24 protein-coding genes and 1 pseudogene are annotated in these 20,956 nt (G+C 66.1%); 15 read left to right on the plus strand and 10 right to left on the minus strand.

Annotated elements, in window-relative coordinates:
* Nucleotides 1-17: 17 nt before the first annotated feature.
* From ACRHIG_RS16175 to ACRHIG_RS16185, 3 genes are read left to right on the plus strand one after another with little or no spacing between them, the layout of a single operon-like run.
* Complete coding sequence (locus ACRHIG_RS16175) at nt 18-752, plus strand: GntR family transcriptional regulator (protein WP_489627074.1); 735 nt, start codon at nt 18-20, stop codon at nt 750-752.
* Nucleotides 733-1,488: an SDR family NAD(P)-dependent oxidoreductase gene (locus tag ACRHIG_RS16180; protein ID WP_475414910.1), complete on the plus strand. Its 756-nt coding sequence runs from the start codon at nt 733-735 to the stop codon at nt 1,486-1,488. Before ACRHIG_RS16175 ends, ACRHIG_RS16180 begins: the two co-directional genes overlap by 20 nt.
* 34 nt (nt 1,489-1,522) lie before the next feature.
* Entirely contained in the window at nt 1,523-2,215 is a 693-nt protein-coding gene (locus tag ACRHIG_RS16185) for an aspartate/glutamate racemase family protein (protein ID WP_489627075.1), read from the plus strand.
* Here ACRHIG_RS16185 and ACRHIG_RS16190 read toward each other — a convergent pair whose 3' ends face one another.
* Nucleotides 2,216-2,698, minus strand: a complete 483-nt coding sequence (locus ACRHIG_RS16190; RefSeq protein ID WP_489627076.1) for a heme-degrading domain-containing protein — start codon at nt 2,696-2,698, stop codon at nt 2,216-2,218.
* Nucleotides 2,699-2,781: 83 nt separating this feature from the next.
* On the opposite strand from ACRHIG_RS16190, the gene alkB reads away from it, so the two are divergent.
* Entirely contained in the window at nt 2,782-3,444 is a 663-nt protein-coding gene (alkB, locus tag ACRHIG_RS16195; protein WP_489627077.1) for a DNA oxidative demethylase AlkB, read from the plus strand.
* On the opposite strand, the gene ACRHIG_RS16200 is transcribed toward alkB, so the two are convergent.
* Genes ACRHIG_RS16200 through ACRHIG_RS16210 form a run of 3 tightly spaced genes read right to left on the minus strand, consistent with a single transcriptional unit; the run spans nt 3,416 to nt 4,496 of the window.
* On the minus strand, nt 3,416-3,847 hold the full coding sequence (locus ACRHIG_RS16200; RefSeq protein ID WP_489627078.1) for a hypothetical protein: 432 nt from the start codon (nt 3,845-3,847) through the stop codon (nt 3,416-3,418). The two genes, alkB and ACRHIG_RS16200, sit on opposite strands and share 29 nt — an antisense overlap.
* A 37-nt stretch (nt 3,848-3,884) precedes the next feature.
* A complete protein-coding gene (locus ACRHIG_RS16205; protein ID WP_475414915.1) occupies nt 3,885-4,142 on the minus strand; it encodes a hypothetical protein in 258 nt (85 codons plus the stop codon).
* A 15-nt stretch (nt 4,143-4,157) separates the two neighbouring features.
* Complete coding sequence (locus ACRHIG_RS16210; RefSeq protein ID WP_489627079.1) at nt 4,158-4,496, minus strand: ArsR/SmtB family transcription factor; 339 nt, start codon at nt 4,494-4,496, stop codon at nt 4,158-4,160.
* Nucleotides 4,497-4,624: 128 nt separating this feature from the next.
* On the opposite strand from ACRHIG_RS16210, the gene folE2 reads away from it, so the two are divergent.
* The 7 genes from folE2 to ACRHIG_RS16245 all read left to right on the plus strand — a co-directional run bounded on the left by folE2 (nt 4,625) and on the right by ACRHIG_RS16245 (nt 10,739).
* Nucleotides 4,625-5,536, plus strand: coding sequence for a GTP cyclohydrolase FolE2 (gene folE2, locus ACRHIG_RS16215; RefSeq protein ID WP_489627080.1), 912 nt, complete (start codon nt 4,625-4,627; stop codon nt 5,534-5,536).
* Between the two features lie 33 nt (nt 5,537-5,569).
* On the plus strand, nt 5,570-5,737 hold the full coding sequence (locus tag ACRHIG_RS16220; protein ID WP_175445233.1) for a hypothetical protein: 168 nt from the start codon (nt 5,570-5,572) through the stop codon (nt 5,735-5,737).
* Nucleotides 5,738-5,823: 86 nt separating this feature from the next.
* Nucleotides 5,824-6,642, plus strand: coding sequence for a class D beta-lactamase (gene blaOXA, locus ACRHIG_RS16225; protein WP_489627081.1), 819 nt, complete (start codon nt 5,824-5,826; stop codon nt 6,640-6,642).
* On the plus strand, nt 6,639-7,034 hold the full coding sequence (locus ACRHIG_RS16230) for a hypothetical protein (protein ID WP_489627082.1): 396 nt from the start codon (nt 6,639-6,641) through the stop codon (nt 7,032-7,034). Before blaOXA ends, ACRHIG_RS16230 begins: the two co-directional genes overlap by 4 nt.
* Before the next feature lie 74 nt (nt 7,035-7,108).
* Complete coding sequence (locus ACRHIG_RS16235) at nt 7,109-9,586, plus strand: penicillin-binding protein 1A (protein ID WP_489627083.1); 2,478 nt, start codon at nt 7,109-7,111, stop codon at nt 9,584-9,586.
* Nucleotides 9,583-10,029 (plus strand): Imm70 family immunity protein, encoded by a 447-nt coding sequence (locus ACRHIG_RS16240; protein ID WP_489627084.1) that lies wholly within the window; start codon nt 9,583-9,585, stop codon nt 10,027-10,029. Before ACRHIG_RS16235 ends, ACRHIG_RS16240 begins: the two co-directional genes overlap by 4 nt.
* Before the next feature lie 29 nt (nt 10,030-10,058).
* Nucleotides 10,059-10,739: a hypothetical protein gene (locus ACRHIG_RS16245; RefSeq protein ID WP_489627085.1), complete on the plus strand. Its 681-nt coding sequence runs from the start codon at nt 10,059-10,061 to the stop codon at nt 10,737-10,739.
* Nucleotides 10,740-10,876: 137 nt separating this feature from the next.
* Here ACRHIG_RS16245 and ACRHIG_RS16250 read toward each other — a convergent pair whose 3' ends face one another.
* From ACRHIG_RS16250 to ACRHIG_RS16265, 4 genes and pseudogenes are all read right to left on the minus strand, one after another.
* Nucleotides 10,877-11,611 (minus strand): hypothetical protein, encoded by a 735-nt coding sequence (locus ACRHIG_RS16250; RefSeq protein ID WP_489627086.1) that lies wholly within the window; start codon nt 11,609-11,611, stop codon nt 10,877-10,879.
* A complete protein-coding gene (locus tag ACRHIG_RS16255) occupies nt 11,611-12,177 on the minus strand; it encodes a hypothetical protein (RefSeq protein ID WP_489627087.1) in 567 nt (188 codons plus the stop codon). Before ACRHIG_RS16255 ends, ACRHIG_RS16250 begins: the two co-directional genes overlap by 1 nt.
* A gap of 79 nt (nt 12,178-12,256) precedes the next feature.
* Nucleotides 12,257-12,544: a putative quinol monooxygenase gene (locus tag ACRHIG_RS16260; RefSeq protein WP_489627088.1), complete on the minus strand. Its 288-nt coding sequence runs from the start codon at nt 12,542-12,544 to the stop codon at nt 12,257-12,259.
* Nucleotides 12,545-12,665: 121 nt separating this feature from the next.
* Nucleotides 12,666-13,237 (minus strand): annotated as a pseudogene (locus ACRHIG_RS16265) (FMN-dependent NADH-azoreductase).
* A gap of 162 nt (nt 13,238-13,399) precedes the next feature.
* On the opposite strand from ACRHIG_RS16265, the gene ACRHIG_RS16270 reads away from it, so the two are divergent.
* Nucleotides 13,400-13,795: a winged helix-turn-helix transcriptional regulator gene (locus tag ACRHIG_RS16270; protein WP_489630815.1), complete on the plus strand. Its 396-nt coding sequence runs from the start codon at nt 13,400-13,402 to the stop codon at nt 13,793-13,795.
* On the opposite strand, the gene ACRHIG_RS16275 is transcribed toward ACRHIG_RS16270, so the two are convergent.
* Together ACRHIG_RS16275 and ACRHIG_RS16280 are read right to left on the minus strand one after the other, a co-directional pair.
* Entirely contained in the window at nt 13,792-14,247 is a 456-nt protein-coding gene (locus tag ACRHIG_RS16275; protein WP_489627089.1) for a GNAT family N-acetyltransferase, read from the minus strand. The genes ACRHIG_RS16270 and ACRHIG_RS16275 overlap by 4 nt on opposite strands.
* Nucleotides 14,248-14,382: 135 nt before the next feature.
* On the minus strand, nt 14,383-15,852 hold the full coding sequence (locus ACRHIG_RS16280; protein ID WP_489627090.1) for an efflux transporter outer membrane subunit: 1,470 nt from the start codon (nt 15,850-15,852) through the stop codon (nt 14,383-14,385).
* A gap of 93 nt (nt 15,853-15,945) precedes the next feature.
* Here ACRHIG_RS16280 and ACRHIG_RS16285 point away from each other — a divergent pair, with 93 nt between their 5' ends.
* The 3 genes from ACRHIG_RS16285 to ACRHIG_RS16295 all read left to right on the plus strand — a co-directional run bounded on the left by ACRHIG_RS16285 (nt 15,946) and on the right by ACRHIG_RS16295 (nt 20,853).
* Nucleotides 15,946-16,566 (plus strand): TetR/AcrR family transcriptional regulator, encoded by a 621-nt coding sequence (locus ACRHIG_RS16285; protein WP_489627091.1) that lies wholly within the window; start codon nt 15,946-15,948, stop codon nt 16,564-16,566.
* Between the two features lie 82 nt (nt 16,567-16,648).
* The gene (locus ACRHIG_RS16290; protein WP_489627092.1) at nt 16,649-17,755 is read left to right on the plus strand and encodes an efflux RND transporter periplasmic adaptor subunit; all 1,107 of its coding nucleotides are present in this window, start codon (nt 16,649-16,651) and stop codon (nt 17,753-17,755) included.
* Nucleotides 17,752-20,853: an efflux RND transporter permease subunit gene (locus ACRHIG_RS16295; protein ID WP_489627093.1), complete on the plus strand. Its 3,102-nt coding sequence runs from the start codon at nt 17,752-17,754 to the stop codon at nt 20,851-20,853. Before ACRHIG_RS16290 ends, ACRHIG_RS16295 begins: the two co-directional genes overlap by 4 nt.
* The last annotated feature ends 103 nt before the right edge of the window (nt 20,854-20,956 follow it).

The raw sequence follows: 20,956 nt of genomic DNA on the forward strand, positions 1-20,956 counted from the left end.
ACAGTTGAAAAACACCTATGAACCATTCCCTGGACAGCCTGTTGCACGTCAACCTGGGCAAGTCCGTGTATGCGATGCTGCGCGAGGCGCTGGCGGCCGGGCGTTACCAGCCGAACGACCGGCTGCGCATCCGCGAGCTGGCGCTGCAGCTCGGTACCAGCGTCACGCCCGTGCGCGACGCCATGCTGCAGCTGGTGCAGGAAGAGGCGCTGGTGCTGCGCTCGCCGCGCGACTTCCGCGTGCCCGTGCTCAGCGTGGCGCGCTACCTGGAAATCCGCGCGCTGCGCCTGGAACTGGAAGGGCTGGGCGCGTTCGAGGCGGCGCAGCGCATCGACGCGGCCAGCCTGGCCGACCTGGAACGCCTGCTGCAGGCGAACGAAGAGGCGATTGCGCGGCACGACCTGCCGGCGGCCCTGCAATGCAACCAGGCGTTTCACCTGGGCCTGGCGCAGGCGGCCGGCATGCCGACGTTAAAACGCTTCGTCGACCACCTGTGGATGCAGACGGCGCCCCTGATCGCCGCCGGCTACGCCAGCTTTTCACCCGACATGCGGGTCGGCCACCACCACGCCATCATGGCCGCGCTGCGCCAGCGCGACGGGGCGGCCGCGCGGCGCGCCATGGAACAGGACATTCTCGACGGCGGCACGCAGATGCTGGCGTATGTGATGCGCCAGGAGCGCATGCATGCCGGCGCAACAGAACAAGGAAAAGTACAGAACGAGGAAGCACATGACGCAGAACACGCATAATACTGAGCAGAAAACCGCCATCGTCACGGGCGCCAGCCGCGGCATCGGCCACGCCGTGGCCGAGCGCTTCCGCAGCCTGGGCTGGCGCGTGATCACCGTCTCGCGCAGCCCGATACCGGGCGGCTGTCCGCGCAGCCAGGAGCACAACACGCATGTGTGCATGGATCTGTCGGACCTGAGCCAGATCGGGCAGATGGTCGACACCCTGCGCCCCATGCTGGGCGACTCGAAATTGCACGCCCTGGTGAACAACGCGGGCGTGTCGCCGAAGGGGCCGGGCGGCTCGCGCGTCAATTCGCTGACCACCGACATGCAGACCTGGCAGGAAATGTACAACACGAATTTCTTTGCGCCGCTGGCGCTCACGCGCGGCTTTGCGCAGGAACTGTCGAACGCGCACGGCGCCGTCGTGAACCTGTGCTCGATCGCCGGCTACCGCGTGCACCCGTTTGCAGGTTCCGCCTACGCCAGCTCGAAGGCGGCGCTGGCCTCGCTGACGCGCGAGATGGCCAACGACATGGCGCCGCTGAACGTGCGCGTGAATGCGATTGCGCCGGGCGAAATCGATACGGCGATCCTGTCGCCCGGCACTTCGCACATCGTCGACACGCAAATCCCCTTGCGCCGCCTGGGCACGACGGCCGAAGTGGCGGATCTGGTGGAGTTCCTGTGCAGCGAGCGCGCCTCGTACATCACGGGCGCCGAAATTCCCATCGACGGCGGCCAGCGCATCTGATCTACATCAATACACTACACTGGGAGACATCAACATGACCCAACATATCGGCATCGTCGGCTGTTCCGCCGAAGGCGCGGCCCTGTGCTACCGCACCATCTGCGAAGAGGGCGCGCATGCGCTGGGAGCGTATGAACACCCGGAAGTGACGCTGCATACGCCGCCGCTGGCGCGCTATGTGGAATGCCTGAACGGGGGCGACCTGGCCGGCGTGGCCGAACTGATGCTGGCGTCGGCGCACAAGCTGGCGGCGGCCGGCGCCGATTTCCTGATCTGCCCCGACAACACCATCCACCAGGCATTCGAGCTGGTGGCGCCCCGTTCGCCGCTGCCCTGGCTGCATATCGCCGACGTCGTGGCCAGCGAGGCGGGGGCGCGCGGCTACCAGCGCGTGGGCTTGACGGGCACGCGCTGGCTGGTCGACAGCGCCGTGTATCCGGACCGGCTGGCCGCGCGCGGCATCGCCTGCGTGCGGCCCGGCGAGGACGAGCGCAGCGAAATCAACCGCATCATCATGGAGGAACTGGTGCCTGGCGTGGTCAAGCCAGGCAGCGTGGCGCGCTTCCAGGCCATTATCGCCGGCTTGCGCGGGCAGGGCTGCGATGCCGTCATCCTCGGCTGCACGGAAATCCCGCTGATCATTAGCGACGCCAATTCGCCGCTGCCGACCTTGGACTCCACGCGCTTGCTGGCGCGCGCCGCCTTGCGCCGGGCGCTGGACGCCTGACTATGTATTGAGCTGCGCGTCCAGCTGCGCCTGCAGGGCCGCCACCACCAGCGCGTGGTCGTCCGCCTGCGCCAGGCCGGACACGGTGACCGTGCCGACCAGTCCCACGCCGCGTATCAGCAGGGGAAACGCGCCGCCGTGGCCCGCGTACTCGATATCGTCGAGGTATTTCACGTCTTCGAAGGTGCTGCCGCGGCTTTTATACGAAATGCCCATGTAATAGGAACTGCGGCAAAAGCGCTGCACCGTGTTGTTCTTGCGGCGTATCCAGTCCGCCTGGTCCGCCGTGGCGCCCGTCATGGCGTGGTGGAACAGGACCTGGCCGTTGCGCGTGATGTCGACGGTGACGGCCTTGCCCCGCTTGCGCACTTCTTCGACGATCCACAGGCCCACGGCCAGCGCGGCGTCGTTGTCGAAGCGTTCGAATTGCAGGGATTCTTCCTGCTGCGCCAGGGTGTGCAGCAAATCGGCGTAATGATCCATCGTGGAGGAGGGCGGTAGTGGCTGGAAGCGCTACTGTAACGCACCACGGGCGGTTTTTGTGTGGCGCGGCTAAAATAGCCGGCATGAACCTGTCCCTGTTTGCCGATGAAGAGCAGGCCCCGGCCGGCCCGGCGCCGCTGGTGCCCGGCTCGCGCGCGTCGGTCCTGCTGCGCGGTTTTTCGCTGCCGTATCTGCCCGAGCTGATGCCGGCGCTGGACGCCATCGTGCTGGCGGCGCCCCTGCGCCACATGGCCACGCCGGGCGGCTTGCGCATGTCCGTTGCCATGAGCAACTGCGGCCCCCTGGGCTGGGTCACGGATGGGCGCGGCTACCGCTATGCGCGCCTCGATCCGGCCAGCGGTTTGCCCTGGCCGCCGATGCCGCCCGTGTTCCTGCGCCTGGCGCGGGAGGCGGCGCTGGCGGCCGGCTATCCGGGCTTTGTTCCCGACGCCTGCCTGATCAACCGCTATGCGCCCGGCGCGCGCATGGCCCTGCACCAGGACCGCGACGAATGCGATTTCAGCGCGCCCATCGTTTCCGTCTCGCTGGGTTTGCCCGCCACCTTTTTGTTCGGCGGCGCCGAGCGCAGCGACAAGGCGGCGCGCATCGCGCTGCTGCACGGCGACGTGGTGGCGTGGGGCGGCGCCGACCGCCTGCGCTTCCACGGCGTGGCGCCCCTGAAGGAGGGCGAACACGCGCTGCTGGGCGCGCAACGCATCAATTTGACGTTTCGCAAGGCTGCCTGAGCTGGCGCCACGGCGTGGCCGGCTTGAGGATGTAGTGCGCATGCACATGGCGCCACGGAATGGCCAGGTAGACCAGCACCACGAACGCGCATTCAAACGCGGTTGCCGCGGTGGCGTGATCGATCTGGCCGTTCAGCCATTGCGGCAGCGGCACGAGCAGCAGCCAGATGGTCTTCCACAGCGCCTCCCACAGCAGCAGGGGCAGCATCTGCAGCGGATAGCGCAAGCCCAGCAGACATAGCAGCGAAAACGCGGCCAGCATGCAGTTGACGGTGCCCCGCGCCAGTTCCCACGGCGCGTGCGGCGTGACGATGCCGGGCCACAGCACGCTGCCCAGTCCCAGGACAACCAGCAGATACATGGCGCGCAGCGCATACAGACGGGCGGTCGATACGGTATTCATGGTGCGATCTCCTGGTCGTGGTGGGCGATGAAACGGTTTACTCGACTTCTTTGAGTATCGTCTCCAGTCTGCCCAGGCGCGCCTGGATCTGCGCCACGGAAGCGTTCAGCGCGGCCAGCGAAACTGCCGTTTCCGCCTGCGTGGCGGCCATGGACCTGGCCAGTTCCTGGTAGGCGCCGTCCTGCGCCAGCCGGGCGCGCGCCTGCACGATGCCGGACGTATATTTGAGGGCGAAGATGATGACGGCGGCCGTGCAGGGGAAGAAGAAGGCGGCGAAAAAGATATTTTCAGACATGATGACCTCTACAGTTCAGGATTGATCCGGGTTGGGGGTGAGCGTGGACGCCGCCGCGGCGATGCTGGCCGGCGTCAGCAGCAATTCAAATGGACTGGCTTCAAAGTAATTGAGGGCCTTGCCGTCATGCGACAGTTCCAGCTGGCTGGTGACGAGGCCCGCGTGTTCCAGCTTTTGCAGGTGCAAATGCAGCAGAGGCCGGCTGATGCCCAGGTCGCGCGCCAGCTGGCTGATGTAGTTGCGCCCGCCGCTGGCCAGCGCCGCGATGATGCGCAGCCGGTGCGGATTGTCGAGCGCCGCCAGCATCGCCAGCAAGCGGTCGCCGGTGGGGTTGGGAGTATTTGTATCTGTCATGTGTCAACATTATCTGACATGTGTTAGCGAGTCAAGTTAAATTATTGCGTCGCTTTAATGCAAGATACTTGCAAATGCGGCGCTTTTTCTCCATGATATGCAACTTGTTTGCATATGGAGCCTTGGCCATGAAGCGCGATTCTCTTTCCACACCCCTGCCCGATGTGGCGGCCGGTCCCCATCTGGGTCACCCCTTGCCATTGGAATGGGTCGGCATGCAGGGCATCGCCTTGCCGCTGTGGCTGGAAGAGGGCGGGCAGGCGCAGCAAGTGCATGCGTGGGCCGACGTGCAAGTCGATCTGCCCGATCCGGCAGTCAAGGGCATCCACATGTCGCGCCTGTATCTGCTGCTCGATGCCTTTGCCGCCGCGCAGCCGCTCGATGCGGGCGCGCTGGCCGCCGTGCTGCGGCGCATGGTCGGCAGTCACGCCGATTGCGGCAGCACGCAGGCGCGCATCGCGCTGGCGTTTCCCCTGCTGCGGCGCCAGCCGGCGCTGCTGACGGCGGGGCTGTCGGGCTGGAAATCGTATCCCGTGCGCCTGCAAGCCAGTGTTGCTCCGCAGGGCTTTGCCCTGTCCCTGACGGTGGAGATCGGCTATTCGTCGACTTGTCCGTGTTCGGCGGCGCTGGCGCGGCAATTGCTGGCCGACGCCTTCGCGGCGCAGTTCGGCGCGGGCGGCATCGACGGCGCGGCCGCCCGCGACTGGCTGCGGGAACACGCGAGCCTGGCCACGCCGCACAGCCAGCGCAGCATGGCCACGGTCACCGTGCAGGTGGCGCAGGACGCCGAACTGGACCTGTTTCCCCTGATCGACCGGGTGGAAGCGGCGCTGGCGACGCCCTTGCAGACGGCCGTGAAACGGGCCGACGAGCAGGCGTTTGCACGCTTGAATGGTGCTAACCTGATGTATGTGGAAGACGCGGCCCGCCGCGTGCAGGCGGCGCTGGCGTCGCATTATGCGCAGGCGCGTGTTACCGTACGGCATATGGAAAGCCTGCATCCGCACGATGCCGTGGCGCAGGCGGGCCAGCTTGCCTGAGCTTTTCACTCAACCACCGTGGAGGAAGACCGCATGCCGGAGAACATCACGCAGGAGCCGGGCGAAGACAGCCTGGAAGAGGAACTGGAGCGCGAGCGGCGCGAGCATGCGCTGATCGACGAGGAAAAGCTGGGCATGGACGAGCTGGAAGAGGAACATTTGAAGCGGGAACGCCAGCCGGGCGCGCCGGCGGGGCGCTAATGCGCATGCGCTGCATCAGCGCTGGCATCGCGCCGCGCCGCCCGGTACAATTTCGCTTTGTCATTCTCCCTCAGCCCCGGAGGCCCATGAAATACCGTGCATTCTTCCAGTTCATCCTCGGCCTGACAGGCGCCGTCCTGGCCGCCTCGCAAGCCCACGCCGCCACCATCTGCACCGCCATGGCCGACGCCAAAACGGGTGCCGTCCTGCTGCAGGAGGGTAATTGTATCGACCGCGTCACCCCCGCCTCCACGTTCAAGATCGCGCTCAGCCTGATGGGCTATGACGCCGGTTTCCTCAAGGACGAGCACAAGCCCAGCTTGCCATTCCGCCAGGGCTATGTGGACTGGGGCGGCGAAGCGTGGCGCCAGGATACGGACCCGTCGCGCTGGATGCAGTATTCCGTCGTCTGGTATTCGCAGCAGATCACGCAGGCGCTGGGCGCCGAGCGTTTCCAGAAATATGCCAAGGCTTTGCGCTATGGCAATGCGGACGTCTCGGGCGACCCCGGCAAGGACAATAGCCTGGAACGCTCGTGGATCAGCTCTTCGCTGAAGATCTCGCCTTTGGAACAGCTGGGCTTCCTGCGCAAGCTGGTCAACGATCAATTGCCCGTCACGAAACAGGCGATGGAACAGACGCGGCGTCTGACGCGCCTGGCCGATGTGGACGGCTGGCAAGTGCATGGCAAGACGGGCGCCGCTTTCCCGCGCAAGGCGGACGGCAGCTTTGACGAAGCGCATGGCTACGGCTGGTTCGTGGGCTGGGCCAGCAAGGGCGGGCGCAGCATCGTCTTCGCGCGCCTGGTGCAGGACGAGCAGAAGGGGCAGCAGTCCGCGGGCTTGCGCACGCGCGAGGCCATGCTGAAGGAATTGCCGGCCCTGCTGGAGCAGGCGCAGAAGTGACGGCCAGCATCGTCGCCGCCACTTTCATCGCGACCGAGGGCGAGTACCTGGAAGCCGTCATCGAGGTGGGCGGCCAGCGCCTGCACGTGATGGACGAGTTCGGTGGCGGGCAACTGGCCGCCGGCACGCAAGTCCAGCTCGAACTGTGGCCCATGGCCAGCGAGATCGACGACTGGGACGCGATTTTCAGCGCCAATCCCGGCCGGGAAAAACGCCTGCTGCGCCTCGATGGCTGGCGCTACCTGGCGCTCGGCGTCGTCACCCAGGTCGGCCCCGTCGTCTGCGATTGCGGCCTGCTGCAACTGGAAAACCCGTTTACGACGCATGACGGGCGCTGCGTGGGCGCGTATGTCGGCGTCACCCTGGCGCGCCTCGATGCTTGCCTGGCGTAAATTCCGGCCCGCTTTGTTGCCCGCCCTATATACTTGCTGAAACGGATAATCCGGCATCAGACAAGGTTACAAGCATGGCATCAGGCATGGAGCAGTTTCAGGAAAAAGCACGGCAGGCGTTCATGCGGGCGCGCGCACAGACGGTGCGCGTGGCGGGAGTGGCATGGGTCAAGGCGGTGGCGCTGTACCGGCGCGGCCATGCGCACCTGATGACCTTGCCGCCCGTGCGGCGCGCGCTGGTGCTGGCCTTGTGGTCGTTCCTGGCCCTGCTGGCGCTGACGATCGCCTACATGCTGCTGCTGATCCCCCTGACGCCGAGCATCCACGACTTGCGCCAGGCGCGCGCGGCCGCGCCCAGCACCATGGTCAGCGCCGATGGCAAGGAACTGGCCCGCTTCGACCAGGGCTTGCAGGAACGGGTCACGTTAAAGCAGATTTCGCCGAACGTGATCAGCGCGCTGATCTCCACGGAAGACCACCGTTTCTACGCACACCACGGCATCGACTTCACCCGCACGGCCGGCGCCATCCTGCATACGGCAGGGGGCAACCCCCAGGGCGGTTCCACCATCACGCAGCAGCTGGCGCGCAATATGTTCCCCGAGGAAATTGGCCGCTCGCGCAACCTGAACCGCAAGCTGAAGGAATTGATCACGGCCCTGAAGATCGAGGCGACCTACAGCAAGACGGAAATCCTCGAAGCCTACCTGAACACGGTGCCCTTTCTGTACAACACCTACGGCATCGAAATGGCGGCCCGCACGTATTTCGACAAGCCCGCTGCGCGCCTCGATATCCTGGAAAGCGCCACCCTGGTCGGCATGCTGAAGGGCACGAATTACTACAATCCCGTCGGCAATCCCGAACGTTCCCTGCAGCGGCGCAATGTGGTCCTGGGCCAGATGCGCAAGCATGAGGTCATCGACGAGGCGCGCTACAAGCAGTTGATCAAGCGACCCCTGCGCCTGCATTTCGAGCGCCAGAGCGAGCGGGCGCAGTCGGACAGCCATTTCACGGCCTATGTGCGCAAGTGGCTGATCAACTGGGCCGACGAGAACGACTACAACCTGGAACTGGACGCCCTGGTGGTGCACACCACGCTGGACTACGACTTGCAGCAGGCGGCCGAGCGCGCCGTCGAGCGCCAGGCGAATGCCTTGCAGGCGATTGCCGACGTGGAATGGAGCCGCGCGGGCGTGCCGTCCTCCACCTCGACGGGCATGTACGCGGGCATGCAGGGCGGCAGCGTGCCGTTCGATTATTTCTGGAAATCGCATCCGGCCCTGCTCGACGCCTTCGTGCGCGAGTCCGCCGACTACCGCAAGCTGACGGCGGCCGGCGGCACGCCGGACGAGGCGCTGGCGCAACTGAAGGGCGACCGCGCCTTCATGGCGGCCCTGCGCAAGACGAAGACGCGGCTGGAAGCGGGCTTTGCGGCCATGGACCCGGCCACGGGCGCCGTGCGCGCCTGGGTGGGCAGCCGCGACTTTGCGCGTGAACAGTTCGACCACGTGTCGCAGGCGGCGCGCCAGCCCGGTTCCACCTTCAAGCCCATCGTGTATGGCGCCGCGCTGGAAAAGGGCCTCAGCCCGGAACACGTCTACCGCGATGAAGTCATGGATATCAAGGCGGCAGACGGCACGAAATGGCGCCCGACGGACATGAGCGGCACGACGGGGCGCGACATGACCATGCGCGACGGCCTCGTGTACTCGAAAAACACCATCACGGCGCAGGTGATGCAGGACGTGGGCTTGCCGCCGATCATCAAGCTGGCGCGCGCGCTCGGTATCCGCGACAGCAAGCTGGAAAAAGTGCCGTCCTTGGCGCTGGGTACCAGTCCCGTCACCTTATTGGAAATGGTCAACGCCTACGCCAGCATCGCGGCCCAGGGCGAGGCCCGTTTGCCCTTCGTCGTCACGCACATCACCGACCGCGAAGGCAAGGTCATCGCCCGTTTCGGTGAAGACAAGCCCAAGCGCGCCATGCAGGCGGCATCGGCCGCCACCCTGACGGACATGCTGCGCGGCGTGATCGACCGCGGCACGGGTACGGCCATCCGCAGCCGCTTCGGCATCCGCTCCGACGTGGCCGGCAAGAGCGGCACGACGCAAAACAATGCGGACGGCTGGTTCATCCTGATGCACCCGGAACTCGTCGGCGGCGCCTGGGTGGGTTTCAACGATGCGCGCGTCACCATGCGCAGCAATTACTGGGGCCAGGGCGGCCACAACGCCGTGCTGGTGGTGGGCGACTTCTTCAAGACGGCGCTCGACACGGGAAAACTGTCGCGCGACGCCATCTTCCCCGGCGGCAAGCCGCCACCGCCGCTGCGCCATGTGGAGGCGGTCGAGGAACCGCAGGACGAACCGGTGGAAGAGCCGGGCGATCTGCTGCAGGAAGGCGCGCCGCCGGCCCGCTGGCCGTGCCGGCGGAAGAGGGCGGGCAGGAAGCGCATGGCAAGGCCGTGCCGGAGCCCGTTCCGGCCCCGTTGCCGCAGCCCGCGCCTGTTCCGCAAGGCTAAGCGGCCGTCTACAGGACGACGATTGTGACCATCGCATTCAGACATGGCGCCACGCTTGGCGACATCGGCTACGAGGTGCTGCTGCATTCGCTGCTGTCCACCGTGGCCGTGCGCCTGGAAGGGGGCGAGTGGGGTTCGCGCTTTCCCTGCATCATGCTCAAGTTGTGCCGGGGGCGGCTGGACGCCGCCGATGCCGCTGCGGCCTGCGCCGAATGGCGTGACCTGCAGGCCGGCCTGGCAGCCTTGCCGCCAGGGCAGGCGGTGTGGGATTTCAATGATCTTGCCAGCCGGCCGCCGTGGGGCGAGGCCGCCGGCCCGCGGGTTACTTCCATGGCGGACTACCACGTGACGACCGCCGGCCTGCTCCTGCTCGACGTCATGGGCGATCGCCTTGCCGCCTTGAGCGCCTCGGGCGGCACGCTGGAGATCATTCCTTTCGACGGGCTGGCGCCGTTTTACTATGTCAACTGACGGATTTCTGCTACGGCAATGGGTGAAACATGCGGGTATTGAAAAGAAGCACGAAAGTATCATTTTCGATGAGTCTTTTTCTTGCTCTCTATCTTCTCGCTTGTTGCTGTGATTCTCATGCGCAAGAACTGATAGCAGTCGGCTCGAAAACGGGCCATATTGCGCTAAGTCAAGTAGTCAAAAGCGCATCTTTGGTGGCGAAGGTGACGGTCGTGTCCGTGACGGCAGTGCCGCGGGAGGAGGCGGATGATGGGAAACCCTGTGGATTTGTTTACCGGGCAAAAGTCGTGCAAGCATTGAAGGGCGGCAAGGATGTTGATGTGCAGTTTTTCATGCCTCTGGGAATTTATCCTCTCCATCCAGGTCTCAAATACCTGGTGTTCCTGGAGCATAGAAGCGAGCAGGATGTGAAAGACCTCTTTCTTTCCTTGAACGCTGCGTTGACTGATGCGGAAAGCGACAGCTTGAAGTGTAAATTTCAAAAGGGATATTACGTTCCAATTCAGGCGGACCCCCTGCCATTTGATGCCGATGCCGGGAGACAATTTGGTGGTGAGTGGCTGGGCCTTGCAAGGGGCGGGGTGCCATCGAGCCTCCTTCTTTGCGCAGTCCAGGGATTCAGTACCAGTAGCAGTGAGGTGGATAGCCAGCATCATAGAAGAAAAAATCCGGCGGCGCCGTGGTCAGCTGGGTTGAAATGGCCCGGCTGATAAAAAAGTCCCAGGGCGCATTCAGCTTTTTGAACCGGTGGCTCGATGCGTGCGACCAGTAAGCAATACTGGCGCATCCGCGGTGCCGTTACGGCAGTCTGCTCAGGCATAGCCAGACGCCGGCTCCTGCCTGTGTTTTACGGCGTATTGCGCCGCAAGCCCGCTTCCCGCACGAACACTTGCAGCGCGGGCATGGTCTGCTGGTGCAGCGCTTCCAGTTCCGTGCGCAACGTGGGTGTGATGGTCAGGCTGCCGTCCGCCTGGTGGTGCAGGGGCAGGCCCAGCGCTTGCGCCATTTCCACGGGGTAATTCGTAAAATTGCCGTAGGGCCGCTTGCCGTCGACGGACGGGGTAGGCCAATAACCCTCGGCCAGGTAATCCCCGGGCGCGCCCATGCCCAGCATCTCCAGCGATAGCCACGACTGCTGGCGCAGCAGTTGCAGGTGGCGCGTGGTAAACGTGAACGACGCCTTGCCGTTGGCATAGCTGCCCGGTTTCAGATTCGCCATTTGCACGAAATGCGGCAGCAGCTGCGCCGCTTCCATCAGCCGCTGCGCGGCCAGCGCCGCATCCTGGCTGGCAATGGCCTGCATGGCCAGTTCCAGGGTGTCGCCCTTGCCCAGCGGGTAGGCCGGATTGAGCATGGGGGCGCCGTTTTCCACGGGCGACCAGCCGATGCTGAAACGTCGTAGCAACGCCAGATGGTGCACATTGAGCACGGTGGGCAGCGGTGCGTCGAGGGTGGCCAGGATGCGCTGGCGCACGGCGCGGGGCAGGCCGCTGTCGGCCGCGCGCGCCAGCACGGGCGAGCACAGCAGGGCGCCGGCGAGGCGCAGCAGCTGGCGCCGCAGGGGCTGGAGCAGGCGCTCCATCACGGTGCCGTCAAGTCCTGGCGCTGGAATTCGATGCGGTTTTCCTGGTAGGTCCACTTGGTGTAGGGTCCGAACACGCGCCGGTTTTCCTTGCTGTCGGCATTCGACTGTTCGCGCTTCATGCGCCGCACGAGGGCGCTATCGACCAGCGGCTCGGTCGTCGTGCCGAACACTTCATGGCGCACGCTTTGCTTGGCGTCGGCGCCGCGCGAAATGATGGTGAGCTTGCGCGTGGCGGGATCGAAGTACAGGCGCATGGCGAACGTGTTCATGTCCTGCAGGTACAGGCCATCGTCGCGCCACTGGGCATAGAAATAGTCGCCGCAGACGGCCTTCGGCTCGCGTTTCCACTCGCAGGCGAGCAGGATCAGCAAGTGATGGTCGTCGAGTTGTTTGATTGAAACACGGGCCTTGGAATAGCCCCAGTTGCTGGGCGGCACGGTCTTCGACGAGAGCAGGTTGTATTCGCCCACGAGATTGGGCATGGGCGCTTGCGCCAAGGCGCTGCTGCACAGGATCAAGGCGGCTGCGGCCGCTGCGCCGCGTAGTGTGGAAAGTGGTGTCATGATGGCCATAAAGAAAAGTTGCCATATTATAGATGGCAACTTGCCAAGATGGCCGCGCGCTTGCGCAGCGCGCCGTTTGTTACTTCAGCTTGCTCAATTCCGCCACGTCGATCTTGACGACCTTGTCGCCCACGGCGTCCACCAGGGTCTTGAAGTGGGGCGTCGCTTCATGCGCCGTGTGGGCTGCCTTGTCCGTCCATTCTTCCAGCATGATGAAGCGCGTGGGAATCTTGTTGTCGAGGTGCAGTTCATAGCGCAGGCAGTCGCTTTCCGCGCGGCTGGGCGGCACGACGGCTTCCAGGGCGGCGCGCACGGCGTCGATATGTTGGGCTTGGGCATCGATGGTGGCGACGACGGTCAGGGTCATGGTGTTCCTTGTAAAGTGGTGGGGCGGATGCAGCTTAGCGCAGTTTGCCCTTTCTTGTCCGCCATGCCCAGCCTGGCTGCGCTGAAACAGTTTCCGCCGCCGCCAGATAATCAAGCTGAACCTACGCCGCCTGCAGCGCGCCGATCTGCTCGAAAGCCGCCGTCAAGGCCTGCGCCCTGGCGGCGTCGCTGACCTTGACGCCTTCGGCGCGCACGATCTCGAGTTGCGTGATGCCGAGGAAGCCGAGGAAGGCGCGCAGATGGCTTTCCTGGTGTTCCAGGGCGGCCATCGGCGTGTCGGCGCCATAGTAGCCGCCGCGCGTCGAGGCGATGATCACGCGCTTGGCTCCCAGCAAGCCTTCCGGGCCATTGGCGCCGTACTGGAAGGTCTTGCCGGGCACGGCCAGCGCGTCGAGCCACGATTTGAGCTGGCTGGGGATGGCGAAGTTGTACATGGGCGCGCCGATGACGATGACGTCGGCGGCCAGCACTTGCTCCAGCGCGGCGGCAAGGATTTCTCCTCGGCGGCGCCGGGGGCGGCCGTAAATTGCGGCAAGGGCTGGGCGGCCAGGTCGCGGTAGCGGACGGTGGCGCCGGGCGCGGCCGCTTGCAGGCGGGCCACGATGGCGGCGCTCAGTTGGCGGCTGACGGAATGCTCGCCAAGGACGCTGGAATCGATATGCAGGATGTTCATATAGGCCTTCTTGGATGGTATGATCGGGTGGTATGTTTTTGTAACCGGGTTAAATATAGTGACTATCAAATGAACGCACAAGAAGGCACTTTTTCCACACTGGGGCACACGGATGTGACCATGGACGCCGTGGCCGCGCGCGGGGCCGAGCTGGAAAAGCGCATGCGCGACCACGGCGGCCATGCGGGCGTGGCGGGCTCGTGCCGCCCGATCACGGACATCCTGACCCGCGTGGGCGACAAATGGAGCGTGATGGTGGTGATGTTGCTGGGCAATGGCACCAAGCGCTTCAACGAGATGCGCCGCCTGATCGGCGGCATCTCGCAGCGCATGCTGACCTTGACCCTGCGCGGCCTGGAGCGCGACGGTCTCGTCACGCGCACCGTGTTTCCCACCGTGCCGCCGCGCGTCGACTATGCGCTGACGGACCTCGGGCGTTCGCTATTGATCCCCATCAGCGCGCTGGGCGCCTGGGCCTACGGCCACCGCGACGCCATCGATGCGGCGCGGCTGGCGTTCGATGCCAGGGCCGATGCGGGCGCGGCGCCAGGCAGCTAGCTTAGTTCGATCACGGCCAGCATGTCATTGCCATCCGCGTCCATGCCTTTTTCCACGAAACCCATGCTGGCATAGAACTGTTTCGCGTTGGCATTACCGGGCTTGTAGCAGATTTCGATGCTGCGCGCATCCGGGCGGGCGCGGATTTCCGCCAGCGCCAGGGCGAGGGCGGCGCGGCCATGGCCCTGCCCCTGGCGCCGGTGGTCGATCATGAAGCGCCAGATCTGGTAGTGCCCGGGCGGGTCGTCGGCGTCGGGCGAGACGAACATCAGAAAGCCGATCACCTCCTCGTCGCCATACACGGCGCGCGTATGCAGGATGCCGGGATTGAAACTCGCTTGCGCGATGGAATAGTCGTTGCTGGCCAGATAGTCGCGTTGCTGCGGCAACAGGGGCAGTTCGCTGATAAGGTCGAAATTGTCGACGGTGACGGGGCGCAGGCTGATAAGCATAGTGGACGGCAATGAAAGGCAAGGCCTGGCAGTATGGGGAAAAATTACTCAATTGGCAATACTGTTCCACCACCCGCATCAAACGGCGGTGGAACACCGAGGGCACGGCGGCCGTGGCTCGGGCCGCCCTCACATTTACCTGGCGGCGACCGCCGCGGCCCCGGCCTGCGGCGCCTGCCAGCCGCCGCCCAGCGCCCGGTAGGCGGCGACTGCCGCGCGCGCTGACGCCGTTTGCGCCTGTGCGCGCGCGTCCCTTGCACGCAGCAGCCTTGTATCGGCCTGCAGTACATCAAGCCGGCTGGCAGCGCCTTTCTCGTAGGCTGCCAGCGAAGCGGCGCGGGCGCGCTCAAGCGCCTCTACGCCATGCGCCAGTAAAGTGGCCTGTTCTTCATGGCGCAGCAGGGCCGAGCAGGCGTTTTCCACGTCTTCGGCAGCATGCAGCGCGGCCAGCCGGTAGGCCGCCAGCAGTTCGGCTTCCTGGCCACGCGAAGCCTCGATCTGCGCATCGATGCGGCCGAAATCGAACAGGCGCCAGCGCAGGCCCAGCATGCCGGCGGCCTGGCCGGAGCCGCTGCCGAACAGGGTACCGCCGGCCGTGGCGCTGCCAAACAAGGCGCCAAAATTGAATTTTGGGTAGTACTCGGCAACGGCCGCGCCGGTGCGCGCGCTCGCCGCGGCCAGGCGCCGCTCGGCCACGATCAGGTCGGGCCGGCGCCGCAGCAGGTCGCCCGGCGAGCCGCCGGCCCTGATGCGTGGCGCGACCGCGATGATGCCGCTGGCGGGCAGTTCCTGGCCATGGGTGCCGGGCGCCGCGCCCAGCATCACGTCGAGCGCATGCAGCGCCACCTCGCGCGCCGTGACCAGGCCGGGCACGACGGCGCGCGCCTGCGCCAGCGATGCTTCGGCCTGCCGCAGCGCCGGCTCGTTCGCCAATCCCTTGTCATATAACAGGGTGGCGAGTTCCAGCAGCGCCGCGTCGGTGTCGACCTGCAGGCGCGCCAGGTCGAGCCGCGCCTGCAGGCCCTGGATGGACAAGTAGAGGTCCGCCGTTTGCGCCGCCACGGCCAGCCGCGTTGCGGCCCATCCAGCCTCGCTGGCTTCGTAATCGGCGCGCGCCGCTTCACGTTCGCGGCGCAGGCCGCCGAACAGGTCGAGTTCCCACGACGCTTGCAGGTTCAATTCGCGCGCGCTGCCGGCGCGCTCATAGCCTGGCGTGGCGTTCAGGACCTGGCCCAGCGGCGTTTGCACCGACTGGTAGGCGCGCGCCGCCTGGCCGCCAATGCTGGCCGACGGCAGCAGCGCGGCGTCGGCCGCACCGGTGGCGGCGCGCGCCTGCCTGACCCTGGCCTGCGCCTGTTTCAGGTCGAGGTTTTGCGCCAGCGCCACCGTTACCAGATGGGTCAGGCGCGGATCGCCGAAGGCCGTCCACCACTGCAGCAGTTCGGCAGCGTCAGCATCCTGGCGCGCGCCGAGCGCCGCCTGGTGCAGATACTGCGCCGCTTGCGGCAGTTCGGGCCGGCGGTAGTCCAGGCCAGCAGTGCAGCCGGTGGCGGCCAGGCCGGCGGCGATCAGCAGAAAGGGGAGGCGCAGGCGTGGCAGTGGCATGGTGGTCTTCCAGTTCAAAAGAGAATAATGAGTGACTATAATACATATTGGTCACTTATTGTGCATTCCGTCGCGGCGCGTTAAGCTGTCGCCATGAATTCCACCACACCCGACATACCAAGCCCTGCGCGCGGCCCGGCCGGCCACGACGTGCGCGACCAGATCGTTGCCGCCGCCACCGATTACTTCAGCCGCTACGGCTATGAAAAGACGACTGTCTCCGACCTGGCCAGGGCGATCGGCTTTTCCAAGGCCTATATCTATAAATTCTTCGAATCCAAGCAAGCCATCGGCGAGCATATCTGCGCCAGCTGCCTGCGCCAGATTGAAACCGAGGTGAAAGACGCAGTGGCGGCGGCCGGCCAGCCGCCTGAGCAGCTGCGGCGAATGTTCCGGACCAGCGTCGCGGCCAGCTTGCGGCTGTTTTTCCAGGACCGCAAGCTGTACGACATCGCCGCCTCGGCCGCCACCGGGCGCTGGCCTGCCGTGCAGGCCTACGAGCTGGCGATGGGCGCCTTGCTGCAGGATATCTTGCAGCAGGGGCGCAAGACGGGCGATTTCGAGCGCAAGACGCCGCTCGACGAGACGGCCAGCGCGATCTACCTGGTGATGCGTCCCTACGTCAATCCCTTGCTGCTGCAACACAGCGTCGACAGCAGCGAAACGGCGGTGCTGCAACTGTCCAGCCTGGTGTTGCGCAGCTTGTCGCCATAGCTTTGCATTAATTTGTGACTGTTGACTTATTTGGTCACTGGTACCAGAATGAGAATCCTGATCACTCATTCATGGGATTCTTATGCGCTGGCGCCGCCTCGCTTCATCTGTAGTCATCTCCACTTTGCCCCTGGCCATGAGTGCCTGCGCCGACAAGGCGCAGGCCGATCCGCGCACCGCCGTGCCGCTGGTGCGCGCCATCCCGGTGCAGGGGGCCGAAGCGGGCACGCGCAGCTTCACGGGCGTGGTCGCGCCGCGCGTGCAAAGCGACCTCGGTTTTCGCGTGGCCGGCAAGGTGCGCGAACGGCTGGTCGACGCCGGCCAGGCCGTGCGCCGTGGCCAGCCATTGATGCGCCTCGACGCCGACGACCTGCAACTGCTGGCGCAGGCGCGGCAGGAGTCCGTCACGGCCGACCGCGCCCGCGCGCGCCAGGCGGCGGACGAGGAAGCGCGCTACCGTGACTTGCGCGGCACCGGCGCCATCTCGGCATCCAATTACGACCAGGTGAAGGCGGCGGCTGACGCGGCCGGCGCCCAATTGAAAGCGTCCGAAGCCCTGGCCGGGGTGGCGCGCAATGCGCTGCAGTACGCGCTGCTGCTGGCCGACGCAGACGGCGTCGTGATGGACACCCTGGCCGAACCGGGCCAGGTGGTCGCGGCCGGGCAGGTGGTGGTGCGCCTGGCCCATGACGGCCGGCGCGAAGCGGCGATCCAGCTGCCGGAAACCGTGCGTCCCGCGCTCGGCTCCACGGGCCAGGCCATCCTGTTCGGCAGGCCGGGCGCCAGCGTGCCGGCCACCTTGCGCCAGCTGGCGCAGACGGCGGACCGGCAAACGCGTACCTTCGAGGCGCGCTATGTGCTCGACGCGGCGCTCTCAAACGCGCCGCTGGGCGCCACCGTCACCCTGCGCCTGCCCGGCGCGCTTGCCGCCAGCGGCACCGTGCAAGTGCCGCTGGCGGCCCTGCACGATGCGGGCAAGGGGCCGGGCGTGTGGGTGATCGCCGGTGCGCCGGCGCAAGTGGCCTGGCGGCCCGTGAAGGTGCAGGGGCTGCACGACGACGGCGCCGACGTCAGCGGTCTGAAGGCGGGTGAACGCATCGTCGCGCTGGGCGCCCATCTGCTGCACCAGGGAGAGCGGGTCAGGGTCGAACCGGCACCAGCGGCCGCCGGCACGGGAGCGCATCCATGAGCGCGGCGGGCTTCAACCTGTCGGCGCTGGCCGTGCGCGAGCGTTCCGTCACCCTGTTCCTGATCTGTCTCATTTCGCTGGCCGGCCTGCTGTCGTTCTTCAAGCTGGGGCGCGCCGAAGACCCGGCCTTCACGGTCAAGGTGATGACCATCGTCACCGCCTGGCCTGGCGCCAGCGCGCGCGAAATGCAGGATCAGGTGGCCGACAAGATCGAAAAGCGCCTGCAGGAGCTGCGCTGGTACGAGCGCGCCGAGACCTATACCACGCCCGGCCTGGCGTTGACCACCCTGACCCTGCTCGACAGCACGCCGCCCGACCAGGTGCAGGCCGAGTTCTACCAGGCGCGCAAGAAGGCCGGCGACGAGGCGGCCAATCTGCCGGCCGGCGTGATCGGTCCCATGATCAATGACGAATACGCCGACGTCACCTTTGCCCTGTATGCGCTGAAAGCCAAAGGCGAGCCGCAGCGCCTGCTGGTGCGCGAGGCGGAAACCTTGCGCCAGCGGCTGCTGCACGTGCCGGGCGTCAAAAAGGTCAATATCATCGGCGAGCAGGCCGAACGCATCTACGTGGAGTTGTCGCAGGAACGTCTGGCTACCCTGGGCGTGCGGGCGCAGGACGTGTTCGCGGCGCTGCACGGCCAGAATGTCCTCACGCCGGCCGGCTCGGTCGAAACGCGCGGGCCGCAGGTGTCCATCCGACTCGACGGTGCGCTCGACGCGCTGCAAAAGATCCGCGATACGCCTGTGGTGGCGCAGGGGCGCACCTTGCTCCTGTCCGATATCGCCACCGTACGCCGTGGCCAGGTAGACCCGGCCAGCTTCATGGTGCGCAACGGCGGCGAGCCGGCGCTGCTGCTGGGCGTGGTCATGCGCGACGGCTGGAACGGGCTGGACCTGGGCAAGGCGCTGGACGGGGAGGTGACGGCCATCGGTGCCGCCATGCCGCTGGGCATGAGCCTGGCCAAGGTCACCGACCAGTCCGTCAATATCAGCGCGGCCGTCGACGAATTCATGCTCAAGTTTCTCGCCGCGCTGCTGGTGGTGATGCTGGTGTGCTTTATCAGCATGGGCTGGCGCGTCGGCATCGTGGTGGCCGCCGCCGTGCCGCTGACCCTGGCCGTGGTATTCATCGTGATGGCGGCGACGGGCAAGAACTTCGACCGCATCACCCTCGGCTCCCTGATCCTGGGCCTCGGCCTGCTGGTGGACGACGCCATCATCGCCATCGAAATGATGGTCGTGAAAATGGAGGAGGGCTACAGCCGTATCGCCGCCTCCGCCTATGCCTGGAGCCATACGGCCGCGCCCATGCTGGCCGGCACCCTGGTGACGGCCGTCGGCTTCATGCCCAACGGCTTTGCCCGCTCCAGCGCCGGCGAATACACGAGCAATATGTTCTGGATCGTCGGCATCGCGCTGATCGCGTCGTGGGTGGTGGCGGTGGTGTTTACGCCCTACCTGGGCGTCCAGCTGCTGCCCGAGCTGAAAAAGGTCGCCGGCGGCCATGACGCGCTGTACGGCACGCCGCGCTACCACCGCTTTCGCCGCCTGCTGGGGCGCGTGATCGCCCGCAAATGGCTGGTGTTCTGCACCGTGATCGGCCTGTTCGTGCTGGCCGTGCTGGGCATGGCAGTCGTCAAGAAGCAGTTCTTCCCGATCTCGGACCGCCCTGAAGTGCTGATCGAGGTGCAGCTGCCCTACGGCAGCGCGATTGGACAGACCAGCGGCGCGGCGGCGAAAGTGGAAGCCTGGCTGGCGCGCCAGCCCGAAGCGAAGATCGTCACGGCCTATGTGGGCCAGGGCGCGCCGCGCTTTTATCTGGCGATGGGGCCGGAATTGCCCGATCCTTCGTTTGCCAAGATCGTCGTGCGCACCGACAGCCAGCAGGCGCGCGACAGCCTCAAGCGGCGCTTGCGCGCGGCCGTTGCCGCCGGCCTGGCGCCGGAGGCGCGCGTGCGCGTCACGCAACTGGTGTTCGGCCCGTATTCGCCGTTTCCCGTCGCCTACCGGGTCAGCGGCCCCGATCCCGAGGTGCTGCGCGGCATCGCCGGCGAGGTGCGGCGCGTGATGCAGGCCAGTCCGATGATGCGTACCGTCAATACCGACTGGGGCACGCGCACGCCCACCCTGCATTTCAGCCTGCAGCAGGAGCGCTTGCAGGGGATGGGCCTGACGTCGGCCGCCGTGGCGCAGCAGCTGCAGTTCCTGCTCAGCGGCGTGCCCGTCACCGCCGTGCGCGAAGATATCCGCACGGTGCAGGTAGTGGCGCGCGCGGCTGGCGACGTGCGGCTGGACCCGGCGCGCATCGCCGACCTGACGCTGGCCGGCGCGAACGGCGAACGCATCGCGCTGTCGCAGGTGGGCAGCGTCGAGGTGCGCTGGGAAGAACCCGTGATGCGCCGGCGCGACCGCCAGCCGACGATCACCGTGCGCGGCGACATCGCCGACGGCATGCAGCCGCCCGACGTGTCGGGCGCCATCACGGCGCAGCTGCGGCCCATCATCGACAGGCTGCCGGCCGGCTACCGCATCGAGCAGGCCGGCTCCATCGAGGAATCGGCCAAGGCAACGCAAGCCATGCTGCCATTGTTCCCCATCATGCTGGCATTGACCCTGCTGATGATCATCCTGCAGGTGCGCTCGATCTCGGCGATGGTGATGGTGTTCCTGACCAGCCCGTTGGGCCTGATCGGCGTGGTGCCCACCTTGCTGCTGTTCCAGCAGCCGTTCGGCATCAATGCGCTGGTCGGCCTGATCGCGCTGTCGGGCATTCTGATGCGCAATACCCTGATCCTGATCGGCCAGATCCACCAGAACGAGGCGGCCGGCCTGGCGCCGTTCGACGCCGTGGTCGAAGCGACCGTGCAGCGCGCGCGTCCCGTGATCCTCACGGCGCTGGCGGCCATCCTGGCCTTTATTCCGCTGACCCATTCGGTCTTCTGGGGCACCTTGGCCTATACCCTGATCGGCGGCACGTTTGCCGGCACGGTGCTGACCTTGGTGTTCCTGCCTGCCATGTATGCGATCTGGTTCAGAATACGGCCGCAGGCAAGGGTGGTGAAGATTGAAAACAGCGGGCCGGAGACGCGGGCCTGAGAAAATGCCGATGGCGGCGTTGCGGCTTCCTTGCCGTACTTGCGTACTGTCTGCGTCGCCGCGCCTTGCCCTCGGCATTTTTCAGGTCCGCTTGGCCCGGGGA

The sequence above is a fragment of the Janthinobacterium sp. C22 genome, assembly GCF_057919405.1.

Bases quoted from the DNA above. Each gene is read 5' to 3' on its own strand.
- alkB (WP_489627077.1), top strand. From the start codon at position 2,782: ATGAACCTGTCCCTGTTTGCCGATGAAGAGCAGGCCCCGGCCGGCCCG.
- ACRHIG_RS16185 (WP_489627075.1), top strand. From the start codon at position 1,523: ATGACCCAACATATCGGCATCGTCGGCTGTTCCGCCGAAGGCGCGGCC.
- ACRHIG_RS16285 (WP_489627091.1), top strand. From the start codon at position 15,946: ATGAATTCCACCACACCCGACATACCAAGCCCTGCGCGCGGCCCGGCC.
- ACRHIG_RS16280 (WP_489627090.1), bottom strand. From the start codon at position 15,852: ATGCCACTGCCACGCCTGCGCCTCCCCTTTCTGCTGATCGCCGCCGGC.
- blaOXA (WP_489627081.1), top strand. From the start codon at position 5,824: ATGAAATACCGTGCATTCTTCCAGTTCATCCTCGGCCTGACAGGCGCC.
- ACRHIG_RS16210 (WP_489627079.1), bottom strand. From the start codon at position 4,496: ATGACAGATACAAATACTCCCAACCCCACCGGCGACCGCTTGCTGGCG.
- ACRHIG_RS16270 (WP_489630815.1), top strand. From the start codon at position 13,400: ATGCGCGACCACGGCGGCCATGCGGGCGTGGCGGGCTCGTGCCGCCCG.
- ACRHIG_RS16290 (WP_489627092.1), top strand. From the start codon at position 16,649: ATGCGCTGGCGCCGCCTCGCTTCATCTGTAGTCATCTCCACTTTGCCC.
- ACRHIG_RS16180 (WP_475414910.1), top strand. From the start codon at position 733: ATGACGCAGAACACGCATAATACTGAGCAGAAAACCGCCATCGTCACG.
- ACRHIG_RS16250 (WP_489627086.1), bottom strand. From the start codon at position 11,611: ATGGAGCGCCTGCTCCAGCCCCTGCGGCGCCAGCTGCTGCGCCTCGCC.
- ACRHIG_RS16235 (WP_489627083.1), top strand. From the start codon at position 7,109: ATGGCATCAGGCATGGAGCAGTTTCAGGAAAAAGCACGGCAGGCGTTC.
- ACRHIG_RS16200 (WP_489627078.1), bottom strand. From the start codon at position 3,847: ATGAATACCGTATCGACCGCCCGTCTGTATGCGCTGCGCGCCATGTAT.
- ACRHIG_RS16275 (WP_489627089.1), bottom strand. From the start codon at position 14,247: ATGCTTATCAGCCTGCGCCCCGTCACCGTCGACAATTTCGACCTTATC.
- ACRHIG_RS16205 (WP_475414915.1), bottom strand. From the start codon at position 4,142: ATGTCTGAAAATATCTTTTTCGCCGCCTTCTTCTTCCCCTGCACGGCC.
- ACRHIG_RS16245 (WP_489627085.1), top strand. From the start codon at position 10,059: ATGCGGGTATTGAAAAGAAGCACGAAAGTATCATTTTCGATGAGTCTT.
- ACRHIG_RS16175 (WP_489627074.1), top strand. From the start codon at position 18: ATGAACCATTCCCTGGACAGCCTGTTGCACGTCAACCTGGGCAAGTCC.
- ACRHIG_RS16260 (WP_489627088.1), bottom strand. From the start codon at position 12,544: ATGACCCTGACCGTCGTCGCCACCATCGATGCCCAAGCCCAACATATC.
- ACRHIG_RS16295 (WP_489627093.1), top strand. From the start codon at position 17,752: ATGAGCGCGGCGGGCTTCAACCTGTCGGCGCTGGCCGTGCGCGAGCGT.
- ACRHIG_RS16255 (WP_489627087.1), bottom strand. From the start codon at position 12,177: ATGACACCACTTTCCACACTACGCGGCGCAGCGGCCGCAGCCGCCTTG.
- folE2 (WP_489627080.1), top strand. From the start codon at position 4,625: ATGAAGCGCGATTCTCTTTCCACACCCCTGCCCGATGTGGCGGCCGGT.
- ACRHIG_RS16220 (WP_175445233.1), top strand. From the start codon at position 5,570: ATGCCGGAGAACATCACGCAGGAGCCGGGCGAAGACAGCCTGGAAGAG.
- ACRHIG_RS16190 (WP_489627076.1), bottom strand. From the start codon at position 2,698: ATGGATCATTACGCCGATTTGCTGCACACCCTGGCGCAGCAGGAAGAA.